We start from the raw sequence: 25,108 nt of genomic DNA, 5'->3' as shown, positions 1-25,108 counted from the left end.
GGCTCCATGAACAGGGGCACATCAACGCGCGAGGGCGTTGGGAACAAGGTGGTGGTAGCTGTCGCGCCCGGGAAAGAGCGTGCGGCTGACAAGCGATTCCGTGGCGATGCGAGGGGCGTCGGCGCAGAAGAGGGCCGCGCGCTCCTCCAGCCCGTAGCGGTGGACATGGGCGTCGAGACGCTTGCGGATCCGTGCCCAAGCAACCTTCTCGGAAAGGCCGTAGGCGCGCTCGAGGCAGGCGGTAAGATCCGCCAAGTTGTAGATGAAGAGCGTGTCCATCACGAGTTCGCGCAGATCCTCCGGCCCCGCCATCGCGTGGAAGCGGCCGCGTTCGGCGGACCGGAACGCCGGGTCCAGCGCGCCGAGATCGGGCGCGAGACCGGGGCGAGGGAGAAGCTCGGGCACATACTCGAGGCTCTCGTGGAAATCCCGGGCCACAAGGCCCGTGGGCCAGCCGTTCTCGTGGCGCAGCAGGAGGTTCTGGGCATGGGCCTCGATTCCGATCCCGTGGGCGAGCATGAGGTGCCAGACCGGCAGTACCGCGACATCCACCAGCCGCTCGAACCAGTTCATCAGACCGAACCGCGCGACCCAAGGGTCGATCAGCGGGCGGCCATCCCGCTCCATCAGTGGCAGGGCATTGAAGGGCAGGATTGCGTCCGGGGCGATCCCGACCGCATCGGGCGAGACCCGCCGAATCATGGCAAGGCTTCCCGGTGCCAGGGAGCTTCCCCGCCCTGCGATCGCCCCGGAATGTTCCCGCAGGATGGTGAGCCCCGAGGTGTCCGCCAGAAAGGAATCGGCGGCGACGACTTCTTCCAACCAGTTTGAGATCGTCGACGCGATGAGAACGCAATCGGGGTCGAGCGTGCGCAGAGATGACGTGTTGCCGATGGCAAGCGACAGCTTCACGTGATCCCCAGCGGGACGATCCACGTTCATCAGCGTCCGCACGGACTGGGTGGCGCGGTAGCGATCCCCGAGCGGACCGAGGCAAACTGCTCGTCCTGCGGCAATCCAGTCCGAGAACGTTGCGTCCCGATACAGCTGACGCATTTGCCAGGGATGAACCGGGAAGGGTACGAACCCCTCCTTTTCAAGACCCGGACCCAAGGAGCATGTTTGTGAATTGCCAGGATCGTCGAGCCTGCCGCCAGGCGTGCTCTCGACGAGATCCCGCGCGAGCAACACCCATTCCAGTTGGAATGGAGATGCGGCTTCCGGCCCGAAGGCCCGGTTGTCAGCATCGGAGAAGCCGGTGCGGGCCTTGAAACTCGGATGGTAGGGATGGCCTTCGATGATGGCGCTTTCGAGTTCTGCGCCGGTCAGCCGGTGCCGCCGCACCTGAGAAAGGCAGGCTTTCGCGCTCTGCCAGTTGATCGCCGTTCGGCTGAATTCACGATGGACGCGGTCACGCACGCCGCAAGTCAGATCGAGAGCGGCAAGAAGGTCTTGCCACCCGGCCGACGTCCACCCGCTCGACGTCTTGCGCTCCGGTCCCTCGGACAGCGTTCGACGGCCAAAGGCTCCCGCACTTGCTCGCGCCCGGAAACGACAACCGCCGGCGACCCACTCCTGCCAACCCTCTTCGTCAGGTTCGCCCGGCTGGACGATACCCTCGAACAGAAGAGCTGCGCAGAACTGCTGCGTGACGCGATTCTCGTCGCAGCAAAGCGTCGCTTCAAGCGCGGGCACGGGCAACCTCCGTGTGCTCTTCCGCGGCGGCCTGCGTCCGGCGTGCGCTGACCGGGTTGGGCAGTCGCACATAGACGGCCTTTTCACCGGGAGCTTCGAGTTCGTCGATACCATGCAGACGGGTCAGCAGGTTGGCCTTGGCGCTGAGATGCGGGGTCAGAAGCACGAATCTGGCGAAATCGCCGCCCGGACCGGGATAACGGCTGGCCGCTTCTTCCAGAATCGCAGCAAGCCGGTCGACCAGCAGGGCTTCTGGAGCAAGCCCTTCTGCTCCGAGGCGGCTGATCACGGCGAAGATCTGATTGACCACGAGATAGTAGCACAAACGCTCGTGGATTTCCCCGTCCGGGAAGCTGAGTGCGGCGATATCCCCGATGCCGGGAGCAATCTCGGCTAGGTCGGTGAGCCGACTTTCCGCAACGTAATACCCCTGATTGTCGCGGAAATAGCAGCGCGAGGGGACGCCGCCGCTGATATCGAGGAGAATGTTCTGCTGATGCGCCTCGAGCGCGATTCCGTGCCGCTCGAAGAGCGTGAGGATCGGGCGCAGCATACAATCGAGGTAGGCGTCGAACCACCGGAGGGCAGCGGTCTCAGCCGTTTCGGAAAGAGTTCTCGCGAGGTCATCTACCACAAGGGAGAGCATCGACGTCTGGCCCGGCAAGGGCTCGGCGGTCAGGGCTGCAATGTTCACGATGCCGAAGCCGGCTGGGCTACCCGCTTCGGCGAGGAAGGGGTTCTGGCGGAAGATGACCTCGAAGCCGCTTTCGGCGCGGTTGGGGCGTTCCACCGTCAACCACGCCGGATCGTCAATGATGCGGAACCGGGGCTCGACCTCATGAAAATCGAGGCGGCGAATGAGGCGTGACATTACGACCCCTGCGGCCAGTTCGTGGCGGAGGTTGGTCCGCAGCGAATTCGTGATGCGAACGGGAAGCGAGAACTTGAGCATCCAGGGGCATTCCGGCGCGTAGAGCGTTCGAACCGAAGATGTGGCCGCGAACCGGCAACCCGCGGCGCCGAGGTCGCGCAGCCGGCCCCTCTGAAATTCGGTCTCGATTTCCGGATCAAGGCGGAGCGCCTCCATCTGGAGCGGGTGAACCGGCAGAAGCGCCTCGTTCGCCTCTATTTCGAAGCGGTCCGCGATACCCGGAACCTCCCGAACGAGTGCTTCGGCATCGCGACCAAGCGAAGACCCAGAGCGCATGAGCGATCTTTCCACCGCAAGGAAGCGAAGCTGGAAACTGCCACAGAACTCCGGCGCATAAGCACGCGCCTGCCAGCCGGTCATCCCGTCGCGGCTCTTCGGGGTCGGATGCAGCCAGTGTCCGAACACGAGCGCGCGCTCCGCTGACAGGAAATCTCGGCTTCCGGTGTCGTTGCGACCGCAGCGATGTGCGCAGAGGGTCCCGATTTCCCCGTTGCTTTCGAGGATTCGGTGCAGAAGCGTGGCCATCCCGTCGCAGTTGGGCCCTCCGCCATGCCTGCGGCAGGTGTCCTGCACGAGAAGCGTCAGCGCCTCGACCGGGGCGGCGATTTGCCAGACATCCTCCAGATCGTGACGCAGCCGGATGTCGCTGATCCGATGCGGGCCGGTCAGGGAATGATATTCAAGCGTGATGCGCAGGCGCATCCGGCGTTCAGGCAGAGGGATTTCTAGCAATCGCTGTCCGCCGTTGTAGGCAGGCGCGGGCAGAAGCACGCCCGGATTCACCTCCCGGAGGTAGCAGTTGAGAAAGGCTTGCAGAGTTGCGCGCTGGGCGGTTGCGTGAGGCGGTGGTGCAGGGGCGTCCACCAGATGTGTCGACATGGCGTGCTCTCTTGGCCCTGCTGGCGGCTTGCGAGACAACATCCGGATACACGCTGCCTAAGCACCCCAAAAAGGAACGCAGCTGCTTGCCGATGCTGTCCGGTGGCTTTACCGGGGCATTCCTGTGTCAGTTTCTGCAAGGGGGTGGCGGCTAGCAGATGAGCTTGCGTGCCGGGTCAGTCCGTGGCTCTGGAAGGCCGGGTCGAACGTTAACCATTCCAGCGACGGGATAGCGGAGACGGTTCTTCGCGTAAAGGGTATATCAACAGGGCAGATACACCAAATGCGATTGGTGGCGGAAATCTGCATGTGAAATCCGCCTCAGAGGGCAGGGGTACAGCAGGCTATCCGAGATGCTTCTCGAAGTAGACCCGGTGAAAGCCATCTTCCTCGCGGCGCTCTGCTTCGGTGTAGCCAAGCCGAGGGTAGAGGGTCAGGTTTCCCTCCATTTTTTCGTTCGTGTAAACGTGAACGGCCCCGATGCCCTGTGCGCGTGCGCATTCCTCGCAGAATGCGATGAGCGATCTTCCCACACCTTTGCCGGCAGCTTCCGGGAGCACCGCGACGCTTTCCAGGTGCATGTGCCCGCCGATTGGAAAGAAGACCACATATCCTTGGAAGGCGCCTTGCGCCGCGACGGAGACGTGAACCTGGCCCCTCGCGATCTGTGCGGTGAAATCCGCATCCATCGGGGCCGGTCTGCGCCCGATCAGCGGAACGTAGCGGGCGAATGCGCGTTCGGCGCAGTTCCGTAAGTTGGGAACATCACTGAGGCTGGCTTGACGGATCATGCGCACTCCTTCGGTTTCGTGACCTGCAAGGTGCCGCTTCTGCGGGGGCGGGGCAATGCCGCGGCAGGTGCGGCCGTGATCCTCGCGACGGGGTCTTGGCAATGGCGTCATTGCGGGGTAGGGCCGCGACATGCCGAGATATGCACTGAAAATCGAATATGACGGCCGGCCCTTTTCCGGCTGGCAGCGCCAGGCGGACCATCCGAGCGTTCAGGGAGCTTTAGAGGCGGCAGCGGCGCGTCTCGATCCGTCTGGGCCCGCCGTCAACGGGGCTGGCCGGACGGATGCCGGCGTTCATGCCGATGGTCAGGTCGCACATCTTGACATGGCTAGGGTGTGGGATCCCGAACGGTTGCGCGAGGCGCTCAACGCGCATTTGCGGCCGCATCCGGTAGCCGTGGTGGCCGCGGCGGAAGTGTCGGATGAATTTCACGCCCGATTTTCGGCCATACTTCGGGAATACCGTTTCTGTATCGTTTCCAGACGTGCGCCGCTGGTGCGCGATGCCGGTTTTGCCTGGCGCGTGAACCGTCCGCTGGACCTGGAGGCCATGCGGGCGGGGGCCAGGCATCTTGTCGGCCGGCATGATTTCACGACCTTTCGTTCGACCATGTGTCAGGCGGATAGTCCACTGAAAACACTTGATATTATAGAGATTGACGAAGTGCCCTATCCCGCCGGTCAGGCGTTCCGGTTCCGGCTTGAGGCGCGGTCGTTTCTCCACAACCAGGTGCGCAGCATCGTCGGCACCCTGGAGCGCGTCGGGGCCGGGGCCTGGCCTCCCGCGCGCGTGGCCGAAGCGCTGGAAGCCCGCAACCGCGCGGCCTGCGGCCCTGTGTGTCCGCCCGATGGTTTGTCCCTCGTCAGCGTCGGATATCCCGAGGACCCTTTCGGCATAGCTGGGAATGCCTGACCCTAAAGGGCTGGACGTGGGCCGACATCACCGGCTAGTGAGGACGGCACCAAAAGGGAGACGTTCGGGATGAAACGAGCTTTCGTGTTCCCCGGCCAGGGTGCGCAGGTCATTGGAATGGGCAAAGAACTTGCCGATTCTTATCCCGTTGCCCGTGCCGTGTTCGAGGAAGTGGACGAGGCGCTGGGCGAAAAGCTTTCCGCCCTGATCTGGGAAGGTGAGGCAGAGGAACTCACGCTCACGCAGAACGCCCAGCCGGCTCTCATGGCGACCTCTATGGCGGCCATGAAGGCGCTCGAGGCCGAGGGTGTGCCGGTATCCACCGCCGCCTACGTGGCTGGGCATTCGCTTGGCGAGTATTCGGCGCTATGCGCGACAGGCGCGATGGGGCTTGCAGATACCGCCCGGATGCTGCGCCTTCGCGGGCAGGCCATGCAACAGGCCGTGCCGGTGGGTGAAGGCGCGATGGCGGCCGTTCTGGGGCTAGATCTGGCCGCAGTCGAAGGGGTCGCGGCGGATGCAGCCGAAGGGGAGGTCTGCCAGGCGGCGAATGACAATGACCCGGGGCAGGTGGTGATTTCGGGCGCGAGATCGGCGGTCGAACGTGCTGCTGCCCTTGCCAAGGAGCGTGGCGCGAAACGCGCAATGCTCCTGCCGGTGAGCGCGCCATTCCATTGTGCGCTGATGCAGCCTGCGGCTAATGCTATGGCGGAAGCTCTTTCCGGGATTCAGATCAACTCGCCCAGCGTTCCGTTGGTGGCGAACGTTAGGGCCGAGGCCGTCACCGATCCGGATGTGATCCGGCTGTTGCTGGTGGAGCAGATCACAGGACGGGTCCGCTGGCGCGAGAGCGTGGCCTGGATGTCCGACAACGGGGTGGAGCAGTTCGTCGAGGTCGGCGCCGGCAAGGCACTTTCGGGAATGATTCGCCGGATTTCGCGGCAGGCAGATGTTGCGGCTGTCGGAAAGCCCGCCGATGTCGCGGGATTCGTTGAAAAGATTGGGGGCGCAAATGTTTGATCTGGCTGGAAAACACGCGTTGATAACCGGTGCATCCGGTGGAATCGGCGGTGCGATAGCAAGGGCCCTGCACGCTCAGGGCGCGAAAGTTGCCTTATCGGGGACCCGGGTCGAGCCGCTCGAGGCTCTTGCTTCCGAACTCGGGGAGGGCGCCGTGGCCGTCCCTTGCAATCTCAGCGATGCGGAGGCCGTCGCATCCTTACCCAAATTGGCGACGGAAGCGATCGGCGGGCTCGAGGTTCTCGTGAACAATGCCGGAATCACTCGGGATCAGCTCTTCATGCGGATGTCGGATGCGGACTGGGACGCCGTTCTGGCCGTGAACTTGACGAGCGCGATGCGGCTTTCACGCAGTGTGATGCGTGGCATGATGAAGGCGCGCTGGGGTCGTATCATCAACATCTCGTCCGTCGTCGGCGTGACGGGTAATCCGGGGCAGGCGAACTACGCTGCGACGAAAGCGGGGATCATCGGCATGTCCAAATCGATCGCCGCCGAGGTCGCTGGACGCGGCATTACCGTGAACTGTGTGGCACCCGGTTTTATCACGACCGCCATGACCGAGGCCCTGACGGACGACCAGAAAGCGAAGACATTGGAAAAGATTCCTGCCGGCCGAATGGGCTCGGCGGATGAAATCGGCGCGGCGGTTGCTTACCTGGCCTCTGAAGAAGCAGCTTATATTACCGGTCAGACATTGCATGTGAACGGTGGAATGGCGATGATCTGAGCCTTGGATAAGCTACGGGGGCCCCTTTGCATTAGCATTTGCCACTGGCATTGGTTGTGATATAGGCCGCGCGAGTTGAAGGGGGGCGGCCTTCCCGTAGCGACAAGAGATCTGCGGAGCGGAGTCGTCCGGAACAATGTGGGATCGCCTTTTCGGGCACGCCGGGCCGTCGATACAGAACGAAAACTGTAGAGCTTGGCCGGATAGCAGGCAAAAGAGGAAGACAAGTTATGAGCGATATCGCAGAGCGCGTAAAAAAGATCGTTGTGGACCACCTCTCCGTTGACGAGGAGAAGGTCACCGAAGGTGCGTCGTTCATCGACGATCTGGGCGCAGACAGCCTCGATACGGTCGAGCTGGTGATGGCGTTCGAAGAAGAGTTCGGTATCGAAATTCCGGATGATGCCGCCGAGACGATTCAGACCTACGGCGACGCGGTCAAGTTCATCTCGGAGAATGCAGAGTCCTGATCCTTAGATCAGACCGATTCTGTATCCGGCGCCCTTCTGGGGCGCCGTTTTTTGTCCGGTTCCTGAGAGTGGTTCGAAGGAGTCTGTGGGCGGTCTTTTGCATGCAGGCTTGTCGGGCAATTGCCTTTTGGGGTACAGGGGTTGGACTTGAGCAAGGGCTAACGGAATTCACATGCGGCGCGTCGTCATAACTGGTCTTGGAATGGTCTCTCCGCTTGCGAGTGGAGTCGAGGAGACTTGGAGCCGGCTACTGGAAGGTCAGTCCGGCGCCGGTAAGATTCAGAAGTTCGACGCCAGCCATCTGGCTTGCCATATTGCGTGTGAGATCCCGTTGGGAGACGGGCAGGACGGTACGTTCAACCCGGACGAGTGGGTTGCCGCCAAGGAACGGCGGAAAATCGACCCGTTCATTCTTTATGCTTTGGCTGCTGCTGAGCAGGCCGTGACGGATGCCGGTTGGAAGCCCGAGGGCGAGAAAGAGCGTGAGCGCACCGGGGTTATCATCGGCTCGGGAATCGGCGGGCTGACGACGATTGCGGAGACGACTCTCATTCTGAAGGAGAAGGGGCCGAGACGTGTCTCGCCGTTCTTCATCCCGGGAAGCCTCATCAATCTCTGCTCCGGCCAGGTTTCGATCAAATATGGCTTCAAAGGGCCGAATCATTCGGTCGTAACCGCCTGTTCGACCGGCGCTCACGCAATCGGCGACGGCGCACGGCTCATCGGCTATGGCGATGCCGATGTCATGGTCGCCGGCGGCGCCGAAGCCGCGATTTGCGAACTTGGTATCGCGGGGTTCGCGGCCTGCAAGGCGCTTTCGACATCCTACAATGATGACCCAAAGCGAGCGAGCCGGCCTTACGACAAGGATCGTGACGGCTTCGTGATGGGCGAAGGCGCGGGTGTGCTTGTGCTCGAGGAATACGAGCACGCTAAGGCGCGCGGCGCCAAGATTTATGCCGAAGTCATCGGATACGGGCTTTCAGGTGACGCGTATCACATCACTGCCCCGTCGGAGGACGGCAATGGTGCAGAGCGCTCGATGCGCGCAGCCATTGCGAGCGCGGGGCTCAAGCCTTCCGACATCGACTACGTGAACGCACACGGCACTTCGACAATGGCAGACACGATCGAGCTGGCCGCAGCTGAGCGGGTGCTTGGTGACGCGGCCGGGCAGGTGACGATGTCCTCCACCAAATCTTCGATCGGGCATCTGCTCGGGGCAGCGGGTGCCGTTGAGGCGATCTTCTGTGTTTTGGCCTTGCGAGATCAGGTTGCGCCGCCGACGATCAATCTCGAGAATCCATCGGTCGAGACCCCGATCGATTTGGCTGCGAACAAGGCCGTTCACCGGAAGATAGATGTGGCACTGTCGAATTCTTTCGGCTTCGGTGGCACCAATGCCTCGCTCGTTTTGCGCAAACCGGATTGATCCGATCACATGATGCGCCATGTCGCGGCCAATGCCCTGACCCTGATCGTCGTTGCTCTCGTTGCCGTCTTTGGCTTGGTGACCTGGGCAAAGACCATCTACCGGGATCCCGGACCGCTGTCCGAACCTTTGCGATTCGAGGTGGCTTCCGGGGAGACATTCTCACGGGTGACGGACAGGCTCGAAGAAGCCGGCGCGATCGAGAGTGCCTCAATGTTTCGGGTCGCGGCCCGTTACAACAAGCTCGACGGCGGCCTTCGGTTCGGGGAATACGAGTTCGAGGCCGGTGCTTCAATGGAGGAAATTCTCCAGCAGCTCAATCGAGGCGGCAATGTGATTCGCCAGATCGTGGTTCCGGAGGGCTGGACCAGTTGGCAGGTCGTGGAAATGCTGAAGGCTCGCGAAGAACTAACGGGTGAGATCACGCAAATTCCGCCCGAGGGCTCGCTCGCACCGGCAGGCTACGACTTCCAGAAGGGCGACGATCGACAAGAGCTTATCGAGCGGATGCAGGCGCTGCAGGACGAGATACTCGCTAAGGCGTGGGCCGGCCGCGCCGATGGCCTGCCCCTTCAGACGCCGCGCGAGCTACTCATCCTCGCCTCAATTGTCGAGCGCGAGACAGGCGTTTCCGAGGAGCGCGACCAAGTGGCCAGCGTCTTCGTGAACCGGCTCAACCTGGGAATGCGCCTTCAAACCGACCCGACGGTAATCTACGGAATTACGAGGGGTGAGGGCAGTCTGGGGCGGGGACTGCGGCGGAGCGAGTTGGCGGCACCGACCGAGTACAATACCTACGTCATTCCGGGGTTGCCACCCACGCCTATCGCGAACCCGGGCAAGGAAGCCATCGAAGCTTCGGCTCATCCGGCATCGACAGACTATATCTATTTCGTGGCCGATGGCACTGGCGGTCATGCGTTCGCGAGGACGCTTGCGGAGCATAACGCGAATGTCGCCGTTTGGCGCCGGATTGAGGCGGAACGAGCGCGAGAGCAAAGTACAGGTGAATAGGCACGCTACCACGAGTGTGACATCACTGGCATTTTTCCGGCTTCCAGTAGAATTTGGGAGTTGAGAAGCATCAGTGTAGTGCCTTAACATTCTGTTGATGTATTCGCTGTCGTTAATATTTTGTTTATCCCCAAGTCTGCTTGGGGTCGTCGTTTCCAGACTTGGGTTTACTCATTTTGGCTGTTGACTCTGCGAGCGCTCCGATGTATAAGCTGAGTCAAGCTGGAAGAATTGGGCTAGCAGGGAGCGAAAGCGTCCTTGCTTTTTCATTTTCGGCCCGGGCGGAGCAGCCGGGGCAATCATCTCATGAAAATTTCAGCACCAAATGGAGTTACGGAAGCGGAAACGCTCTCCGAAACGCTCAAAATGTATCGTGACCTCTCCAACGCCTTGAGGCGACGGATCACGGTCCTTCAATCGAACGGGCTCGACGATAACGGAAACCGGTATTCCGTCGAGACGATGCTTGCGCACTTCAAAGCGCTTCAGACAGTCATGAATCTCGAGGAATGCCTTGCAGAGCAAGCGCCCAATGGAAAGCAGAGGGGTGTCGAGGACTTGGACCTCGACAGCGCCCGAGCGGAGATCTCTTCGAGACTTTCTGTCTGGAATGCCACCCGACAAAGTTGAGGCGTTTCTGAACTCCCTGTCTCCTAACGCGATCCTCTCGCTCCCCTGGCTCTTCGAGCATTGGGCGCTTGCGGGGCACCAGTTGCCGCCAGCCGGCGATTGGACAACCTGGATCGTTCTAGGAGGCAGGGGAGCCGGAAAGACCCGGGCCGGATCCGAATGGATCCGACAACAGGTTGAAGGCGTAAGACCTGAGGACCCGGGGGCATGCTCCCGGGTCGCACTCGTCGGCGAAACGCTCGATCAGGCTCGGGAAGTGATGATCTTTGGTGAATCCGGGATACTTAAGTGTTCTCCGCCGGATCGCCGTCCCGAATGGAATGCAGGAAGAAAGCAACTTAGCTGGCCCAACGGTGCGACCGCACAGATTTTCTCGGCAAGCGATCCAGAATCGCTGCGTGGACCCCAGTTCGATTGCGCGTGGTGCGATGAACTTGCCAAGTGGCGCAAGTCGCACGAGGCTTGGGATATGCTGCAATTCGGGCTGAGACTCGGAAAGTGGCCGCGGCAGATCGTGACGACGACCCCACGCAACAACCCTCTTCTTAGGGATCTGCTCGAAGAACCGTCGACAGTGACAACCCATGCGCCGACATCGGCAAACCGGATGCATCTGGCGGCCAGTTTTTTGGATACAGTCACGCGCAAATACGGAAACAGCCGCCTTGGCCGGCAGGAGCTTGAAGGCCAATTGCTTCTTGATCATTCCGGCGCGCTCTGGCCTTCCGAATTGCTCGACCAAGCAAAGAAACTGCAGGAGACAGAACTCGACCGGATCGTGATTGCGGTCGATCCACCTGTGTCAAGCGGACCGAACTCCGATGAATGCGGGATCGTCGTCGCCGGAGTGGCTCGGCGTGGTGCTCCGCAGGACTGGAGGGCGGAAGTGATCCTCGACGGAAGCATTGGCGGTGCCAGCCCACAAGCCTGGGCCTGTCGAGCCGTTGAGCTCTTTCATAGATATCGTGCGGACAGGTTGATTGCCGAGGTGAACCAGGGAGGTGATCTCGTCTCCACGCTCATCCGACAGGTCGATGCGACGGTCGCGTTCCGTGCTGTCCGTGCGAGCCAAGGGAAATCGGCGCGCGCCGAGCCGATCGCAGCTCTTTATGAGCAGCGGCGTGTCAGGCACCGCGAGCAATTTCCAGAGCTGGAGGATCAAATGTCGGCAATGACCCTTGCCGGGTACAAGGGTCGTGGAAGCCCGGACCGGGTCGATGCCCTGGTCTGGGCTCTTACTGATCTCATGATCGACCCTGCCTTCGCGCATAAGACACCTCGCATCCGCCGGCTCTAGGACGGCACGCACTTTGCAATCACACGTGGGTGTCCGTTTCGGCACCATGTCGTGAGGTGCATGTCGGACACTCCCTCTTCGTCAGCCTCGCAATTCAGGAGCAAGCAACCGATGGTCTTGCAATTCTTCCGCTCGTCCAAACCAAAGGTCGACGAAGCCAAGGCATCTGCAGCGGCGCCAGTTGTTGCCTTTCACGGGGCCGGGCGACCGGCCTGGTCACCTAGGGATAACCCAACGCTGACGAGGGTTGGGTTCCTTCGCAATCCGGTTGCCTTCAGGTGCGTGAAGCTCATTGCCGAGGCCGGATCGGCTGTCCCTATCGTCGTGCAGGACGATGACCGGCGCTATGACACGCACCCCTGCCTGCAGCTTCTCAATACTCCCAATTCGGGGCAATCGGGGCCGGCACTCATGGAGAGCTTTTTCGGCCATCTGCTGCTTTCTGGTGATGGCTATCTCGAGGCGGCTGGCGTGGACGCCTCGAGGGGACCGCTTGAGTTATATGCCCTCCGTTCCGATCGAATGCGCATCGTTCCCGGGGACGATGGGTGGCCAGTTGCCTACGAGTATGTCGTGGGCGCGAAAAAGCATGTGTTTGACATGCGACAGGACCGGCCACCCATCCTGCATGTGCGCAGCTTTCATCCGCAGGACGATTACTATGGCTTGTCGCCACTGCATTCAGCGGCCAGCGCGATCGACGTCCACAATGCTGCAAGCACTTGGTCAAAAGCCCTTCTCGACAACGCCGCCCGGCCTTCCGGTGCCATTGTCTACAAGGGGCCAGATGGTCAGGGCTCCATGGCGGCGGACCAATACGCGCGACTGACCGAGGAACTCGAGAGCTATCACCAGGGGGCGCACAATGCAGGGCGCCCGATGCTTCTCGAAGGCGGGCTTGACTGGAAACAGATGGGTTTCTCGCCCTCGGACATGGAGTTTCACAACACTAAAGCGGCCGCCGCACGCGATATTGCACTGGCGTTCGGTGTGCCACCCATGCTGCTGGGACTTCCCGGCGACAATACCTACGCGAACTACCAGGAGGCCCACAGGGCATTCTATCGGTTGACTGTTCTGCCGCTCGTTTCAAAGACCTTCGCTGCGGTTTCGGGCTGGTTTCGCCGCTATTACGCGGAGCCATTCGAAATCAAGGTGGACTTCGACAACGTTCCTGCCTTGGCCGAGGAGAGGGAGAACCTTTGGGGGCGTATTGGTAATGCCGAATTCCTGACAGATGCGGAAAAGCGGCAACTGCTGGGCCTTCCGAAACTTAAGGATGGATGATGTCGGAAAACGGACCGCGCGGAGGCGGCTCGAGGTTTCTCTACGAGCCGTTCGATCCCTCTGCGGATCGGGAAATGCGCGAGTACCTCCAGATCATCCGCGCGTTGGGACCACCTGAAAAGGTTAAGGAGAAGCTCGCAGGGATCGACTTGCTTCTCGAGGAGCGCAAACGCCGGGTCTGGCTTCTGTCGTCGATCAAGACGGTTGCGAGTTGGGCTGCTGTCGTCGCCGCTGGCTGGATGGCGTTCAAGGGCGTGATGGTCGAGGTTGTATCGGGCATGGGCAAATGAAGGGGTGGCGCTTTCCCCTTTTTGGCATCGTGATCGGCGTGATAGTTGCAACATGGCTCTACCCGATCGCAGTGCAACTGGTTCGTCAGACCGTCCCGACCAGTCACTGGTTCGAAGTGCACTCCCTGAAAGTCGGCTCGGTTGAAACGGGGGGCCTTCCTATTGTGCGCCTGGATCGTACGGTTCGGAGGCCATTTTCGGTCAACTGGATCCTGACCCTTCGCCGCGGGGGCGAGTACGGCCTCTTCGTATTCTGCAGGCGGACGGGCAACAGCGACATACTCTACGCTACCGATCTCCCTGAAATTTCGAATTTGGGGGATTGGCTGAGAGCATCGCGGGAAGGCGACTGCCCGCCTCTCGCGGTAGGGACCTATATCCTGAGCATTGCATGGGAACTCGAGGTCGAAGGCCACGTGCGGCGGGTCGTTCGGACCGAAAGCAACTTATTCGAGGTTATAGAATGATCAGCCCCTTCGGAAATCCGTCTTCGCTCGAAACAAAGTTCCGTCAGTTTGACAGCGAGCTCTCGCTTAAGGATGGCGCCCTGATTGCCGGTTACGCCAGTCTTTTTGGAGCCCGCGATGAGGGCGGAGATACGGTGAGCGAAGGGGCCTACGGAGCATCGCTAACGCGACTCAAGAGCGCCGGACGGCGCGTGAAGATGCTGTGGCAGCATGACCCGTCGCAACCGATTGGTATCTGGGACGAAGTTCGCGAAGATGGCAAGGGGTTGTTCGTCAAAGGACGTCTTCTGCTTGAGGTCCAGGCTGCGCGGGAAGCTCACGCCCTTCTCAAGGCCGGCGCGATCGACGGCCTTTCCATCGGTTATCGAACCGTAAGAAGCGAAAAGTCGGCCGGGGGCGGCAGGACGTTGCACGAGATCGAGCTTTGGGAAGTCTCTCTGGTGACTTTTCCAATGCTCCCTGAGGCGCGGGTGCAGGCGGAAACTTCCCAAGAGGAAGATGACCTGGCGCAGGCGCTGGCCGAATCTTTTCGTGAGGCCAGAGCGATGTTGGCCTGAGGTGGCCGACAAAACCATCAGTCACCGAGGAATTTCACTGATGAACAAACCTGAGAGTAAATCCCGGGCCGATAGCGCTGCGCTGGGTCAGAATCCGCATGTCGAGATGAAGAGTGCAGTCGCGGGCTTCCTCGAGGATTTCAAATTGTTTCAATCCGAAATCAAATCCCAACTCAACGAGCAGGAAAACCGTTTGGCCATGCTTGATCGAAAGTCCATTGCGATGTCCCGTCCCCCCCTCGCACATGCTGGTGAGAGCGAAACGCCGCACCAAAAGGCGTTTGCCGCCTATCTCCGGACTGGCGACGACGATGGTCTTCGTGGCCTGTGCTTCGAGGGCAAGGCGCTTTCAACGCATGTCGCTGCAGATGGTGGCTACCTTGTCGATCCGCAGACGGCTGCCGAGATCATCGGTGTTCTGCGCGGCTCGTCGTCAATTCGTTCGGTCGCGAATGTCGTGAGCGTCGAAGCGACGGCCTTCGATGTCCTCGTCGATCATACGGATGCAGGCGCGGGCTGGGCAACCGAGACCGACCCGGCCGGTGAAACCGATACGCCTCAGGTCGAACGGATTTCGATTCCGCTCCATGAACTTTCCGCTCTGCCGCGCGCGTCTCAGCGCCTTCTCGATGACAGCGCCTTCGATGTGGAGGGCTGGTTGGCACAGCGTATCGCTGACAAGTTCAGCAGAGCAGAGGCTCAGGCCTTCATCTCCGGCGACGGAAACGAGAAGCCGACTGGTTTCCTGACCTATCCTGCCGTCGACAACGATCTATGGTCCTGGGGAGTTCTCGGTTACGTCCCGACCGGTGCGGATGGCGACTTCAACCCCAACGAGCCGGCGGATGCTATTGTTGACCTGGTCTATTCACTGGGTGCCCGCTACCGAGCGAACGCGACCTTTGTCATGAATTCCAAGACGGCGGGCGCGGTGCGCAAGATGAAGGATGCGGATGGTCGGTTCCTGTGGTCGGATGGATTGGCTGCAGCGGAACCCGCGCGACTCATGGGCTATCCTGTCCTGATTGCCGAGGACATGCCGGATATCTCAACTGAGTCCTTCGCTATTGCCTTCGGTGATTTTCGCGCGGGCTATACCGTTGCGGAGCGTCCCGACTTGCGTATTCTTCGGGACCCTTTCTCGGCGAAGCCGCATGTCCTCTTCTACGCGACAAAGCGGGTCGGCGGTGATGTAAGTGACTTCTCCGCCATCAAGCTTCTCAAGTTTGCCGTGAGCTAAGGCCCAGAGGGGCGCTCAGGCTTCGCAATGGTTCTCCCCGTTGAAGGGGAGGGCTTGGCACACCCCCGCGCAATCCAGTTGCTGCTCCCTTCCGTTCGGGCGGCGCGGGGGTGTGCATCCACTCGCATGAAGGGCCGACCAGGCGCATCGCCGGCGGATCCAGGGCAGACCGCCAAACTTGGCGGAGCCCCCGGTCTCTAGGAGTGAATACATGATACTGACTGAAGTGGGCACACTGGCGTCCGACGCCATACCCGTGCGGGCATTTGCGCAGCATCTCAGGCTTGGGACCGGTTTTGAGGATGACGGGTCAGAGGATGCCGTCCTCGATCTTTATCTTCGCGCAGCCATCTCGGCGATCGAAGCGCGTTTGGGCTATGCACTTCTGTCCCGCCAGTTTTCCTGGACGGTCACGCGGTGGAAACAGGAAACGAGCCAAGGGCTCCCAGTTGGGCCGGTGGAGTCCGTCGATGAGATTGTTCTGATTGCTGCTGACGGTCGAGAAGAAATCGTCGATCCTGCAAAATGCCACCTCCTCAAGGATGCACGCAGGCCTCGGCTGATTGGCTTGGACGGAGGAGCGCTGCCCTCGATTCCCCGGTCCGGTCATGCGGAAATCCGGTTCACTGCTGGTCACGGTGACACTTGGGATAGTGTCCCAAGAGACCTTCAACAGGCGGTTTTTCTTCTAGCGGCGTACTACTACGAGACTCGCTACGAGGCATCAGTGGCCCGTGAGACAATGCCATTCGGCGTGCTGGTACTCATCGAGTCCTATCGTTCTTTCAAGCTCGGGGGAAATTCGTGATCAGTCCGGTCACTCTCAGTCGAAACCTGATCCTGGAAGAGCCGAGACCGCACGAGGATGGAACTGGCGGGTTCGCCATGAGCTGGACCGAGGTTGGACGCCTCTGGGCGCAAGTTGAAGCACGCAAAGGTCGTGAAACGGTCGAGGGGGCAAGAACTCGCTCCCGCATACCGTACAGGATTGTAGTTCGCGCCGCTCCTGTCGGTGCGAAGTCCAGGCCAATTCCTTCCCAAAGATTTCGCGATGGCGGTCGAATCTTCGAGATTCTCAGCGTGGCGGAGGTCGACCCTCGAGGCCGATACCTCGAGATCTACGCCGAGGAAGGAGTGCAATTGTGAGCTACGATCACGCCGCACAACTGCAGGCAGAAGTTTTCCGCCGACTTTCCGAAAACGCGGAACTTGCGTTGATTGTGGGATCTGCAATCTATGACGAGCCATTGCAGCATTCTTCAGCGATCGATCACTCATACGTGACAATTGGTGAAGAGACGGCGAGACCCTTCGATACGACCACCAGTTCAGGTACGTATCATGATTTCGACGTGAAGGTTTACTCGGGACGAAACGGTTTTGAGAGCGCAAAGCGCATCGCCGCATCCGTTTGCGATTGCCTCCTGGGCGCTCGTGCGCAGTTCTCCGGTGGCCAGATAGTGGACATTCGTTTCCTCAGAGCCAAGGCGCAGCGAGGGCGCTCGCCGGTCAAGCGAACGATCACGTTACGCTTTCGCGCCGTAATCGATGTGGTCTGATTCGAATTCATTCAAAAGGAAAAATTCTATGGTGGCTCAAAGGGGCAGGGACCTTCTTATCAAGATCGATGCGGCTGGCGGCGGGGAATTTGAGACCGTTGCGGGATTGAGGGCCACACGCATTACATTCAATGCCGAAACGGTCGATGCTACCCATATCGGCAGCGAAGGGCGATGGCGTGAATTGCTGGCGGGTGCCGGTGTCCGTAGCGCGTCAATCAGTGGTTCCGGTATTTTCCGCGACGAGGCGACAGATGAGCTCATCCGGGGCGTTTTTTTCGCCGGCGATGTGCCAGCCCTTCAGATCATCATTCCCGACTTCGGTGTCATCCAGGGGCCATTCCAGATTACCAGCATCGAATATGCAGGTGAATACAATGGAGAGGCGACATACGAGCTTGCTCTGGCCTCCGCGGGTGTCTTGAACTTCGAGGCGATCTGATGGTGAACCCGTATCGCGGTGAAGTCGAACTAGAGGTCAACGGAGAATTCCGCCGGATGCGGTTGACACTTGGCGCTCTTGCCGAGCTTGAGCAGCGACTGGAAAGTGAATCCCTTTTTGAAATGATATCCCGTTTCGAAACAGGAGCCTTTCGGGTCAGAGATTTGGTCTGCCTTCTCGTTGCCGGGCTGAATGGTGGGGGGTTCAAAATTACTGAAGCCGAGTTGCTCGGCTGTCAGATTGGTGGTGGACCACTTGCTGCGGCACGTGCGGCGGCAAAGCTTCTCAAGATCACCTTCACTATGCCCGGCGACCATACCTGAGGATGGAACAGATCGCTTGGCCACAACTCATGAGGCTTGGGTTGGGTTTGCTGAGGCTCCAACCCGACGCGTTCTGGTCGCTTACTCCGGTTGAACTGATGCTACTCGCCGGAGTCAGCGAACAGACCGCACCGCTTGATCGCGATAGGTTTCTCGATCTTGCGAGGCGGTTTCCGGACGATGCGGCACGCAAACAGATGGAATTGGATCAGAAATGACGGATTTCGACTCCGAGTTCGACAGGCTCGAAGGCCAGTTTTCGGGACTCGAGGATAGTTTCGGTGGATTGGAAAGTGTTGCCGGTGCTTTCCGCAAGGAGTTGCAGGGTGTTAGGTCCAGTTTCGAGCAGACTGGTCAGGAGGCGAGCGGGATGTCCAAGACCGTCTCCTCGTCGATCAAGTCAGCTTTCGAAGGTGTGATCTTTGATGGGGAGCGTTTGTCGGACGCCCTCAAGTCTCTGGGAAGCAACCTTGCTAGTTCAACCTTGCGCCAGGCAATAAGTCCCGTGCAGCAAGCTGTCGGTTCCAAGCTTGGCGGCGGCCTGTCGTCTATTCTCTCCGGAATACTTCCCTTCGCTGATGGAGCAGCGTTCTCCGGCGGGCGGGTTGCAGCCTTCGCCAAAGGCGGAATTGTTAACGGGCCTACCTCGTTTCCAATGCGTGGCGGAACCGGTCTGATGGGTGAGGCCGGTCCAGAAGCGATTATGCCTCTTACGCGGGGCGCGGACGGCACGTTGGGGGTGCGGGGCGGAGGATCAGGAGCGGTCAACCTGACGATGAATATCGCCACGACGGATCTGGAGAGCTTTCAAAAATCGCGTAGCCAGATCGCTGCCGATATGAGCCGGGCTCTGCAACGCGGACGCCGGAACCTCTGATAGGGATGAGATATGAATTTCCATGAAGTGAGATTTCCCGAAACCCTTTCCCTTGGCTCTAGCGGTGGGCCGGAAAGAAAGACCGAGATCGTCACTTTGAACAACGGGTTTGAAGAACGCAATTCGCCTTGGGCCCATTCAAGGCGGCGATATGATGCGGGGCTGGGTGTCCGATCCCTAGATGATCTTTCGGAAGTCGTTGCATTCTTCGAAGCCCGTTGCGGCCAGCTTTATGGTTTCAGGTGGAAAGACTGGGCCGATTTCAAGTCCTGCCTGCCATCGTCGAAACCTGGCCCATTTGACCAGGAACTCGGTCGTGGTGATGGAGTAAGAAAGGACTTTCAGCTATCCAAGGGTTATGCCTCCGGCGTCAACTCGTACACGAGGCCGATTGCCAAGCCAGTGGCCAATTCGGTTCGGGTTGCGGTCGGTGGTGATTTGCTTGTTCACGGATCTCATTACACCGTCGATGCGCTTTCCGGAACGATTACTTTCGAGGTTGCACCCGAAACGGGGATGCCGGTGACGGCCGGTTTCGAGTTTGATGTGCCCGTGCGTTTCGATACCGATCGGATTACGACAAGCGTTACCAATTTTGCTGCAGGAGAGATCCCGTCCATTCCTGTTGTCGAGGTGCGTCTCTGATGCGTGATATTCCGCCAGAACTGAGGGCCCATCTGGACAGTGGCGCCACGACGCTATGTCGTTGCTGGAAGATCGAGCGGAGAGACGGTGTGGTTCTTGGCTTCACCGATCACGATGTTGATCTCTCGTTTGATGGGCTACAGTTCGAAGCCGGAAGCGGGCTCAACGCGAGTGCGCTCCAAAGCTCTACTGGTTTGAGCGTCGATAGTTGCCAAGCCCAAGGTGCTCTCTCCGCCGACAAGATCAGCGAGAGCGATATTCGTGCAGGGCGTTTCGACAATGCCGCAATTTTTCACTGGCTTGTAAACTGGAAAGATCCCGTACAGCGAGTTCTGCTCTTCAATGGCACGCTGGGAGAAATACGACGGGCAGACGGGCAGTTCGAAGTGGAGCTTCGGGGCGCCGCAGAGGCACTAAACAGCCCGGTCGGACGCACGATGACCCGAACTTGTGATCGTATTCTGGGCGATGAGAAGTGCAAGTTCGACCTCACGGTTCCCGGCTACACCTTTGAGGGAGAAATCGCGGTGGTGAATGATAGCACGCGATTAGCCTTCACGGACATCTCGGGCTTTGCGGCGGAGTGGTTTTGCCATGGATCGGTCTCCTGGATTTCCGGTGAAAATTCCGGCCTTGCACGATCCGTTCGCGCCGACCGCATTCTGGAAGACGGCAGAAGAGAGATCGAGCTTTGGCAAGCCTTGCCTTCGAGTCCATCTGTTGGCGATCGCGTTCGTTTGAAGGCTGGATGCGACAAATCTGCCGAAATGTGTCGACACAAATTTTCGAACTTCCTCAATTTTCGCGGATTTCCCCACTTGCCCGGCGAAGATTGGGTTACGGCCTATCCAAAGGATGGAGACGTCCATGATGGATCAAGTTTGGGGTGAACCCGATACCGATGAAAGTGCGCGTGTTATCCGACATGCGCGCGAGTGGATTGGCACCCCCTACAGGCATCAGTCGAGTTGCAAAGGCGCTGGTGCAGATTGCCTTGGATTGATCAGAGGAGTCTGGCGCGAACTGATCGGCCCTGAACCGCAGCTTGTGCCTCCATATACGCCGGACTGGTCCGAGACCGATGGAACCGAGGACTTTTTGCAAGCTGCGCACCGGCATCTCATACCGGTTTGTACCACTGAGGCTTGTCCCGGTGACATTGCGATTCTCAGAATGCGTGACGGTGGTGTCGCCAAACATGCGGGTTTTCTGGCGAGATCAGAACACGGCTATAGGACGCTCATACATGCCTATTCGGGTCATGGAGTCGTGGAATCTCCTCTCACCCCGGCTTGGTCGCGAAAGATCGCAGCGGTTTTTCGTTTTCCCGATAGGAGAAATTGATGGCTACGCTTGTTCTCTCTGCAGCGGGTGCAGCTTTTGGTGGATCCCTTGGCGGCTCACTGGCCGGCATTTCTGCGATGGCTTTGGGAAAGGCAGCTGGCGCCGTTCTAGGCAACTCCATCGATCAAGCTGTACTTGGGCAAGGGTCGGCGACTGTGGAAACTGGTCATGTCGAACAGTTCCGCATGATGGGAGCAAGCGAAGGCGCTGTCCTTCCGAGAGCATACGGGCGTGTCCGACTGGCAGGACATCTCATCTGGTCGAGCCGCTTCATGGAGGCGGTCAACGAGGAAGACGTCGGTGGCAAAGGTGGAGGGGGGACAGTTCGGGAATATAGCTACTCGATCAGTATAGCATTGGGAGTGTGCGAAGGAGAAATCCTTAGGATTGGGCGGATCTGGGTAGACGGCCAAATTCTTGATCAATCGGACCTGGTCATCAGAACACACAAAGGAGGTGAAGATCAGCTTCCTGATCCCCTCATAGCGGCCATCGAAGGTCAAGATTCGGCTCCGGCCTATCGAGGAACGGCCTATGTAGTCTTCGAAAATTTGCCTTTGACACAATTTGGCAATCGGATTCCCCAATTCAATTTCGAGGTATACCGTCGAACCGACGCAGATGAAGCAAAAGCCGGACGTCATCATGCAAAAGACGTGCGAGGCGTTGCGCTCATCCCCGGAACCGGCGAATACACACTCGCCACCGAGCCGGTGAAATATGTCCGTGGCAAAGGCGAATCCACGCTTACGAATGTTCACAACGACCGCGGGGTTCCGGATCTTCAGGCTTCGATCGAACAACTCTCTGACGAGTTGCCAAATGCAGAAGCTGTATCACTTGTCGTCACGTGGTTCGGAAACGATCTTCGTTGTAACGAATGTGAACTGAAGCCTGCTGTTGAGCAGAAACAGGAGGATGGCGAGCAGCATCCGTGGGTTGTCGCTGGTCAATCGCGTTCCGACGCCCATGTAGTCGGTCAGATTGAAGAACGACCCGTATTCGGGGGCACACCATCAGATCGCAGTATTCTGCAATCCATCAACTACCTGCAGGCCAACGGTTTCAGGGTGATGTTCTATCCATTCATTCTGATGGACATACTCCAGGATAATGAACTGCCCGATCCGTGGACAGGGCTTCCGGATCAGCCTCTCATTCCCTGGCGTGGCCGCATCACTCTTTCATCGGCCCCAGGCATGCCCTCGTCGCCAGACAAGACACCGGCTGCCGGCATGGAGGTTGCGTCTTTCTTTGGTGAGGCACGTGCCCAGGATTTTACCGTCTCTGACGGTCTGCCGGTGTACCTGGGCAAAGACGGTTGGACCTATCGCCGCTTTATTCTGCATTACGCCCACCTCTGCGCTCTGGCAGGTGGAGTCGACTCGTTCTGTATCGGCTCCGAGCTTCGCGGCCTGACCCAGATCCGGGATGGAGTGGAAAGCTACCCTGCTGTCCAGGAATTGCGTGCTTTGGCCAAGGATGTCCGCAGTATTCTAGGACCCAAGGTCAAAATTGGCTATGCCGCCGATTGGTCTGAATATTTCGGCCATCAACCGGCTGACGGTTCAGGAGATGTCATTTTTCATCTTGATCCGCTCTGGGCAGATGATGTCATCGATTTTGTGGGTATAGACAACTATATGCCGCTCTCGGACTGGCGGGATGGAGCAGGCCATCTCGATGCAGGCAATGGTTCGATCTATAGTCTCGAGTACCTTAAGCAGAATGTCTCAGGCGGCGAAGGCTACGATTGGTATTATCCGAGTTCTGAAGCCCGCGAAGCACAAACCAGGGTTCCCATTGAGGACGCCGCTCATGGCGAGCATTGGATATACAGGTACAAGGATATTCGAAACTGGTGGTCACAACCCCATTTTAATCGCATCGCTGGTAAGCGGTCTGCCACTAAGACAAGTTGGGTCCCGTGCTCGAAGCCCATCTGGTTCACTGAATTGGGATGCCCCGCTGTGGACAAGGGCACCAATCAGCCAAATGTATTCTACGATCCAAAATCGTCTGAGAGCGCACTTCCCTATTTCTCGAACGGTGCGCAGGACGAGTATATTCAGGCGCGATACCTGCAAGCGACCTATTCCTACTGGGGTGATGATACGTCGAATCCCAAATCGGACGCCTACGATGGTAGAATGGTCGACCTCTCCAATGCTTTCGTCTGGGCTTGGGATGCGCGCCCATGGCCGGATTTTCCCGGTCGTCTAGATACATGGGTCGATGGGATAAATTACGAACTTGGTCATTGGCTCAATGGCCGGACATCACTTTGTATGATGTCGGAGGTCGTCTCGGAAATCTGTGGACGAACTTGCCAAAGCGACCTTGAGCTATCCAGACTCTATGGGGCCATTACGGGCTACTCAATCCAGAAGATTGAAGGCGCGCGGCAGAGCCTCCAACCTCTGATGTTGACCTATGCCATCGATTCCGCCGCGGAAGGAGTTGCGATCGCGTTCAAAAGCAGGGGAGGAGAGATTGCGCGCGATCTGAACAAGGATAGGTTCGTTGCGCAAAAAATGGAGCAGGTTCTCGTTCAAACCCGGTCTCCTGACGCAGAGGTTCCTGGTCGGGTTGCGTTCAACTTTGTTCGGCACGACAATGATTACGCTGTCGGTGCTGCGGTATCCGTATCGAATGAGGCAGCGGAGGCAAATACGTCTCTAACCAGCATGCCAGTTGTTCTTTCGGACGGGGAGGCGCAGTGGGTGGTTGAGCGCTGGATGTCTGAGGGGCAGGTTGGGAGAGACACTGTCGAATTTGCCCTTCCACCCTCGGCGCTGGATTTGACTGCGGGCGACATAGTCCGCCTTCATTGCGATGGAATGATAGAGCACTATCGCATCGACCGAATAGAGGAAATGTTCCATCGACCGGTTTCCGCTACACGGGTGGATCATACCGTCTATGCGCGAACGTCGAGTTTTTCGACCGCTAGAGGGTTTCGCGCAACAGAATCGGCAACGCCGGCTCATGTTGAGTTCCTCGATCTTCCTCTCCTTTCGGGAGATGAAATCCCCCACGCTCCGCATGTTGCAGCAACGCGGCGGCCCTGGGCCGGCACGGTTGCAGTCTATGACTCGAATAACGACTACGACTATACGCTAAATCAAAAACTTCCGCGTGCAGGCACGATCGGTGTCACGCTCGACGATTTGTCCGCGGGCAGTTGTGGTCGTTGGTCTCCTCTGTCGTTCCGCGTCAAGCTTACGTCTGGAACATTGGAGCGGCATTCTTCGCTGGACGTTCTGAATGGAGCTAACATCGCGGCAATCCGAGCGCCAGGGGCGGATGATTGGGAAGTTATCCAGTTCAGAGATGCCGAACTCGACCCTGAACTGCGGACTACCGGGATCTACCTCTTGCAGAATATTTTGCGGGGCCAAGCTGGGACTGATGGGGTGTCAGGTGAGACACTGCCAGCAGGTTCTAGTTTCGTCTTGCTCGATAGTGCCGTAAAACAACTTAATCTTTCCAGTTCGATGCTTGGACTAACTAGACATTATCGGATTGGATCAATTGCCAAGCCCTATGATTCCTTGGCCTATGCCCATGAGGTAGTGAACTCCCGGGGCATTGGCCTGCGACCTTATCGGCCGGTCCATTTGTCCGTCCAAGTCCTAAATGACGGGACCATTGAAATTCGCTGGATCAGGCGGGCGCGAAAAGATGGAGACAGTTGGATGGGTAGCGAGGTGCCCCTTGCGGAAGAACGTGAAATATATCATCTGCGGATCCTAGCTGGGAAAAAGGTAATTCGCGAGTTCAATCCCACGCAAAGCAGCCAATCATATTCCGTGAGCGAACAGGAAGCGGATGGCCTGCCGCGTGTATATGCAATCGAAGTCGCACAGGTTTCCGCGCGTTTCGGGCCCGGGCCCTATGCTAGAGCGCAGATCGAATTGCACTGAAACTCGCCTCTAATTCCCATCGGTTCCTCACGAGGAAGCAACCGAAGAATCACGATAGGCTGCCCGAATTTGCTCGGTTTCATCGCGAGCCGTCTCGAGGCTCTCGTGTGCTGCGTCAATTTCAGCTTGCATCTGGGCAATACGCGCATTCAAGTCGCGCTCAACACTCTGAAGCTTCGCTTCTGCAGCCAACCGTGCTTCTTCTGCATCCTGAACACGCTCAACAAGAAGTGCCGTTTGCTTGATGCTGCGTGGGCCGGCCTTGCGATTGAGCCTTGAGAAGACCCAGTGTAACGTCCAGCCAATCAGAAGCGCTCCTAAGAATGCGGTCGTCAAGGCGAGCGTCAAC

27 protein-coding genes are annotated in these 25,108 nt (G+C 58.9%); 23 read left to right on the top strand and 4 right to left on the bottom strand.

What is annotated here, in order from left to right:
• Positions 1 to 21 precede the first annotated feature (21 nt).
• From ACP15W_RS17590 to ACP15W_RS17580, 3 genes are all read right to left on the bottom strand, one after another.
• Positions 22 to 1,695 carry an IucA/IucC family protein gene (locus tag ACP15W_RS17590; RefSeq protein WP_424934244.1) on the bottom strand — a complete coding sequence of 558 codons (1,674 nt, stop codon included), beginning with the start codon at positions 1,693 to 1,695 and terminating at the stop codon, positions 22 to 24.
• Positions 1,682 to 3,505, bottom strand: a complete 1,824-nt coding sequence (locus ACP15W_RS17585; RefSeq protein WP_424934243.1) for an IucA/IucC family protein — start codon at positions 3,503 to 3,505, stop codon at positions 1,682 to 1,684. The genes ACP15W_RS17590 and ACP15W_RS17585 overlap by 14 nt, the downstream gene beginning before the upstream one ends.
• Positions 3,506 to 3,849: 344 nt before the next feature.
• Positions 3,850 to 4,296: a GNAT family N-acetyltransferase gene (locus ACP15W_RS17580; RefSeq protein ID WP_424934242.1), complete on the bottom strand. Its 447-nt coding sequence runs from the start codon at positions 4,294 to 4,296 to the stop codon at positions 3,850 to 3,852.
• A gap of 130 nt (positions 4,297 to 4,426) precedes the next feature.
• Here ACP15W_RS17580 and truA point away from each other — a divergent pair, with 130 nt between their 5' ends.
• From truA to ACP15W_RS17465, 23 genes are all read left to right on the top strand, one after another.
• A complete protein-coding gene (gene truA, locus ACP15W_RS17575) occupies positions 4,427 to 5,209 on the top strand; it encodes a tRNA pseudouridine(38-40) synthase TruA (protein WP_424934241.1) in 783 nt (260 codons plus the stop codon).
• A 69-nt stretch (positions 5,210 to 5,278) separates the two neighbouring features.
• Positions 5,279 to 6,229 carry an ACP S-malonyltransferase gene (fabD, locus tag ACP15W_RS17570; RefSeq protein WP_424934240.1) on the top strand — a complete coding sequence of 317 codons (951 nt, stop codon included), beginning with the start codon at positions 5,279 to 5,281 and terminating at the stop codon, positions 6,227 to 6,229.
• Positions 6,222 to 6,959, top strand: a complete 738-nt coding sequence (gene fabG, locus ACP15W_RS17565) for a 3-oxoacyl-[acyl-carrier-protein] reductase (protein ID WP_424934239.1) — start codon at positions 6,222 to 6,224, stop codon at positions 6,957 to 6,959. The genes fabD and fabG overlap by 8 nt, the downstream gene beginning before the upstream one ends.
• 230 nt (positions 6,960 to 7,189) lie before the next feature.
• On the top strand, positions 7,190 to 7,429 hold the full coding sequence (locus ACP15W_RS17560) for an acyl carrier protein (protein ID WP_424934238.1): 240 nt from the start codon (positions 7,190 to 7,192) through the stop codon (positions 7,427 to 7,429).
• A gap of 172 nt (positions 7,430 to 7,601) precedes the next feature.
• A complete protein-coding gene (gene fabF, locus ACP15W_RS17555; protein ID WP_424934237.1) occupies positions 7,602 to 8,861 on the top strand; it encodes a beta-ketoacyl-ACP synthase II in 1,260 nt (419 codons plus the stop codon).
• 9 nt (positions 8,862 to 8,870) lie between these two features.
• Positions 8,871 to 9,875 carry an endolytic transglycosylase MltG gene (gene mltG / locus ACP15W_RS17550; RefSeq protein ID WP_424934236.1) on the top strand — a complete coding sequence of 335 codons (1,005 nt, stop codon included), beginning with the start codon at positions 8,871 to 8,873 and terminating at the stop codon, positions 9,873 to 9,875.
• Between the two features lie 306 nt (positions 9,876 to 10,181).
• Positions 10,182 to 10,505 carry a hypothetical protein gene (locus tag ACP15W_RS17545; protein ID WP_424934235.1) on the top strand — a complete coding sequence of 108 codons (324 nt, stop codon included), beginning with the start codon at positions 10,182 to 10,184 and terminating at the stop codon, positions 10,503 to 10,505.
• Positions 10,486 to 11,802 (top strand): DNA-packaging protein, encoded by a 1,317-nt coding sequence (locus tag ACP15W_RS17540; protein ID WP_424934234.1) that lies wholly within the window; start codon positions 10,486 to 10,488, stop codon positions 11,800 to 11,802. The genes ACP15W_RS17545 and ACP15W_RS17540 overlap by 20 nt, the downstream gene beginning before the upstream one ends.
• Before the next feature lie 111 nt (positions 11,803 to 11,913).
• On the top strand, positions 11,914 to 13,089 hold the full coding sequence (locus ACP15W_RS17535; RefSeq protein ID WP_424934233.1) for a phage portal protein: 1,176 nt from the start codon (positions 11,914 to 11,916) through the stop codon (positions 13,087 to 13,089).
• Between the two features lie 74 nt (positions 13,090 to 13,163).
• Positions 13,164 to 13,379 (top strand): hypothetical protein, encoded by a 216-nt coding sequence (locus tag ACP15W_RS17530; RefSeq protein WP_424934232.1) that lies wholly within the window; start codon positions 13,164 to 13,166, stop codon positions 13,377 to 13,379.
• Between the two features lie 463 nt (positions 13,380 to 13,842).
• Positions 13,843 to 14,403 carry an HK97 family phage prohead protease gene (locus tag ACP15W_RS17525; protein WP_424934231.1) on the top strand — a complete coding sequence of 187 codons (561 nt, stop codon included), beginning with the start codon at positions 13,843 to 13,845 and terminating at the stop codon, positions 14,401 to 14,403.
• A gap of 40 nt (positions 14,404 to 14,443) precedes the next feature.
• Positions 14,444 to 15,643, top strand: coding sequence for a phage major capsid protein (locus ACP15W_RS17520; RefSeq protein ID WP_424934229.1), 1,200 nt, complete (start codon positions 14,444 to 14,446; stop codon positions 15,641 to 15,643).
• Positions 15,644 to 15,854: 211 nt separating this feature from the next.
• On the top strand, positions 15,855 to 16,451 hold the full coding sequence (locus tag ACP15W_RS17515; protein WP_424934228.1) for a head-tail connector protein: 597 nt from the start codon (positions 15,855 to 15,857) through the stop codon (positions 16,449 to 16,451).
• On the top strand, positions 16,448 to 16,789 hold the full coding sequence (locus ACP15W_RS17510; RefSeq protein ID WP_424934227.1) for a head-tail adaptor protein: 342 nt from the start codon (positions 16,448 to 16,450) through the stop codon (positions 16,787 to 16,789). The genes ACP15W_RS17515 and ACP15W_RS17510 overlap by 4 nt, the downstream gene beginning before the upstream one ends.
• Positions 16,786 to 17,202 carry a DUF3168 domain-containing protein gene (locus tag ACP15W_RS17505; protein WP_424934226.1) on the top strand — a complete coding sequence of 139 codons (417 nt, stop codon included), beginning with the start codon at positions 16,786 to 16,788 and terminating at the stop codon, positions 17,200 to 17,202. Before ACP15W_RS17510 ends, ACP15W_RS17505 begins: the two co-directional genes overlap by 4 nt.
• Before the next feature lie 28 nt (positions 17,203 to 17,230).
• The gene (locus ACP15W_RS17500) at positions 17,231 to 17,644 is read left to right on the top strand and encodes a phage major tail protein, TP901-1 family (RefSeq protein ID WP_424934292.1); all 414 of its coding nucleotides are present in this window, start codon (positions 17,231 to 17,233) and stop codon (positions 17,642 to 17,644) included.
• On the top strand, positions 17,644 to 17,967 hold the full coding sequence (locus ACP15W_RS17495) for a gene transfer agent family protein (RefSeq protein WP_424934225.1): 324 nt from the start codon (positions 17,644 to 17,646) through the stop codon (positions 17,965 to 17,967). The genes ACP15W_RS17500 and ACP15W_RS17495 overlap by 1 nt, the downstream gene beginning before the upstream one ends.
• Before the next feature lie 2 nt (positions 17,968 to 17,969).
• Complete coding sequence (locus ACP15W_RS17490; protein ID WP_424934224.1) at positions 17,970 to 18,185, top strand: rcc01693 family protein; 216 nt, start codon at positions 17,970 to 17,972, stop codon at positions 18,183 to 18,185.
• Complete coding sequence (locus ACP15W_RS17485) at positions 18,182 to 18,844, top strand: phage tail tape measure protein (protein WP_424934223.1); 663 nt, start codon at positions 18,182 to 18,184, stop codon at positions 18,842 to 18,844. Before ACP15W_RS17490 ends, ACP15W_RS17485 begins: the two co-directional genes overlap by 4 nt.
• 12 nt (positions 18,845 to 18,856) lie before the next feature.
• Positions 18,857 to 19,489, top strand: coding sequence for a phage distal tail protein, Rcc01695 family (locus ACP15W_RS17480; RefSeq protein ID WP_424934222.1), 633 nt, complete (start codon positions 18,857 to 18,859; stop codon positions 19,487 to 19,489).
• A complete protein-coding gene (locus ACP15W_RS17475) occupies positions 19,489 to 20,379 on the top strand; it encodes a DUF2163 domain-containing protein (protein WP_424934221.1) in 891 nt (296 codons plus the stop codon). Before ACP15W_RS17480 ends, ACP15W_RS17475 begins: the two co-directional genes overlap by 1 nt.
• On the top strand, positions 20,345 to 20,833 hold the full coding sequence (locus ACP15W_RS17470) for a peptidase (protein WP_424934220.1): 489 nt from the start codon (positions 20,345 to 20,347) through the stop codon (positions 20,831 to 20,833). Before ACP15W_RS17475 ends, ACP15W_RS17470 begins: the two co-directional genes overlap by 35 nt.
• The gene (locus ACP15W_RS17465) at positions 20,833 to 24,759 is read left to right on the top strand and encodes a baseplate multidomain protein megatron (RefSeq protein ID WP_424934219.1); all 3,927 of its coding nucleotides are present in this window, start codon (positions 20,833 to 20,835) and stop codon (positions 24,757 to 24,759) included. The genes ACP15W_RS17470 and ACP15W_RS17465 overlap by 1 nt, the downstream gene beginning before the upstream one ends.
• 27 nt (positions 24,760 to 24,786) lie before the next feature.
• On the opposite strand, the gene ACP15W_RS17460 is transcribed toward ACP15W_RS17465, so the two are convergent.
• A complete protein-coding gene (locus ACP15W_RS17460; protein WP_424934218.1) occupies positions 24,787 to 25,107 on the bottom strand; it encodes a hypothetical protein in 321 nt (106 codons plus the stop codon).
• Between the last annotated feature and the right edge of the window lies 1 nt (position 25,108).

The sequence above is a fragment of the Amaricoccus macauensis genome (assembly GCF_049800915.1).
In the GTDB taxonomy this organism is placed as follows: domain Bacteria; phylum Pseudomonadota; class Alphaproteobacteria; order Rhodobacterales; family Rhodobacteraceae; genus Amaricoccus; species Amaricoccus macauensis_A.
Note: the sequence above shows the minus strand (reverse complement) of the source record. Positions and strands in the feature narration are given on the sequence as shown.

Excerpts from the sequence above, each read along its gene's own strand:
- ACP15W_RS17585 (WP_424934243.1), bottom strand. The coding sequence starts at position 3,505 with ATGTCGACACATCTGGTGGACGCCCCTGCACCACCGCCTCACGCAACC.
- ACP15W_RS17580 (WP_424934242.1), bottom strand. The coding sequence starts at position 4,296 with ATGATCCGTCAAGCCAGCCTCAGTGATGTTCCCAACTTACGGAACTGC.
- truA (WP_424934241.1), top strand. The coding sequence starts at position 4,427 with ATGCCGAGATATGCACTGAAAATCGAATATGACGGCCGGCCCTTTTCC.
- fabD (WP_424934240.1), top strand. The coding sequence starts at position 5,279 with ATGAAACGAGCTTTCGTGTTCCCCGGCCAGGGTGCGCAGGTCATTGGA.
- fabG (WP_424934239.1), top strand. The coding sequence starts at position 6,222 with ATGTTTGATCTGGCTGGAAAACACGCGTTGATAACCGGTGCATCCGGT.
- ACP15W_RS17560 (WP_424934238.1), top strand. The coding sequence starts at position 7,190 with ATGAGCGATATCGCAGAGCGCGTAAAAAAGATCGTTGTGGACCACCTC.
- fabF (WP_424934237.1), top strand. The coding sequence starts at position 7,602 with ATGCGGCGCGTCGTCATAACTGGTCTTGGAATGGTCTCTCCGCTTGCG.
- mltG (WP_424934236.1), top strand. The coding sequence starts at position 8,871 with ATGATGCGCCATGTCGCGGCCAATGCCCTGACCCTGATCGTCGTTGCT.
- ACP15W_RS17545 (WP_424934235.1), top strand. The coding sequence starts at position 10,182 with ATGAAAATTTCAGCACCAAATGGAGTTACGGAAGCGGAAACGCTCTCC.
- ACP15W_RS17540 (WP_424934234.1), top strand. The coding sequence starts at position 10,486 with ATGCCACCCGACAAAGTTGAGGCGTTTCTGAACTCCCTGTCTCCTAAC.
- ACP15W_RS17535 (WP_424934233.1), top strand. The coding sequence starts at position 11,914 with ATGGTCTTGCAATTCTTCCGCTCGTCCAAACCAAAGGTCGACGAAGCC.
- ACP15W_RS17530 (WP_424934232.1), top strand. The coding sequence starts at position 13,164 with ATGCGCGAGTACCTCCAGATCATCCGCGCGTTGGGACCACCTGAAAAG.
- ACP15W_RS17525 (WP_424934231.1), top strand. The coding sequence starts at position 13,843 with ATGATCAGCCCCTTCGGAAATCCGTCTTCGCTCGAAACAAAGTTCCGT.
- ACP15W_RS17520 (WP_424934229.1), top strand. The coding sequence starts at position 14,444 with ATGAACAAACCTGAGAGTAAATCCCGGGCCGATAGCGCTGCGCTGGGT.
- ACP15W_RS17515 (WP_424934228.1), top strand. The coding sequence starts at position 15,855 with ATGATACTGACTGAAGTGGGCACACTGGCGTCCGACGCCATACCCGTG.
- ACP15W_RS17500 (WP_424934292.1), top strand. The coding sequence starts at position 17,231 with ATGGTGGCTCAAAGGGGCAGGGACCTTCTTATCAAGATCGATGCGGCT.
- ACP15W_RS17495 (WP_424934225.1), top strand. The coding sequence starts at position 17,644 with ATGGTGAACCCGTATCGCGGTGAAGTCGAACTAGAGGTCAACGGAGAA.
- ACP15W_RS17490 (WP_424934224.1), top strand. The coding sequence starts at position 17,970 with ATGGAACAGATCGCTTGGCCACAACTCATGAGGCTTGGGTTGGGTTTG.
- ACP15W_RS17485 (WP_424934223.1), top strand. The coding sequence starts at position 18,182 with ATGACGGATTTCGACTCCGAGTTCGACAGGCTCGAAGGCCAGTTTTCG.
- ACP15W_RS17480 (WP_424934222.1), top strand. The coding sequence starts at position 18,857 with ATGAATTTCCATGAAGTGAGATTTCCCGAAACCCTTTCCCTTGGCTCT.
- ACP15W_RS17475 (WP_424934221.1), top strand. The coding sequence starts at position 19,489 with ATGCGTGATATTCCGCCAGAACTGAGGGCCCATCTGGACAGTGGCGCC.
- ACP15W_RS17470 (WP_424934220.1), top strand. The coding sequence starts at position 20,345 with ATGGAGACGTCCATGATGGATCAAGTTTGGGGTGAACCCGATACCGAT.
- ACP15W_RS17465 (WP_424934219.1), top strand. The coding sequence starts at position 20,833 with ATGGCTACGCTTGTTCTCTCTGCAGCGGGTGCAGCTTTTGGTGGATCC.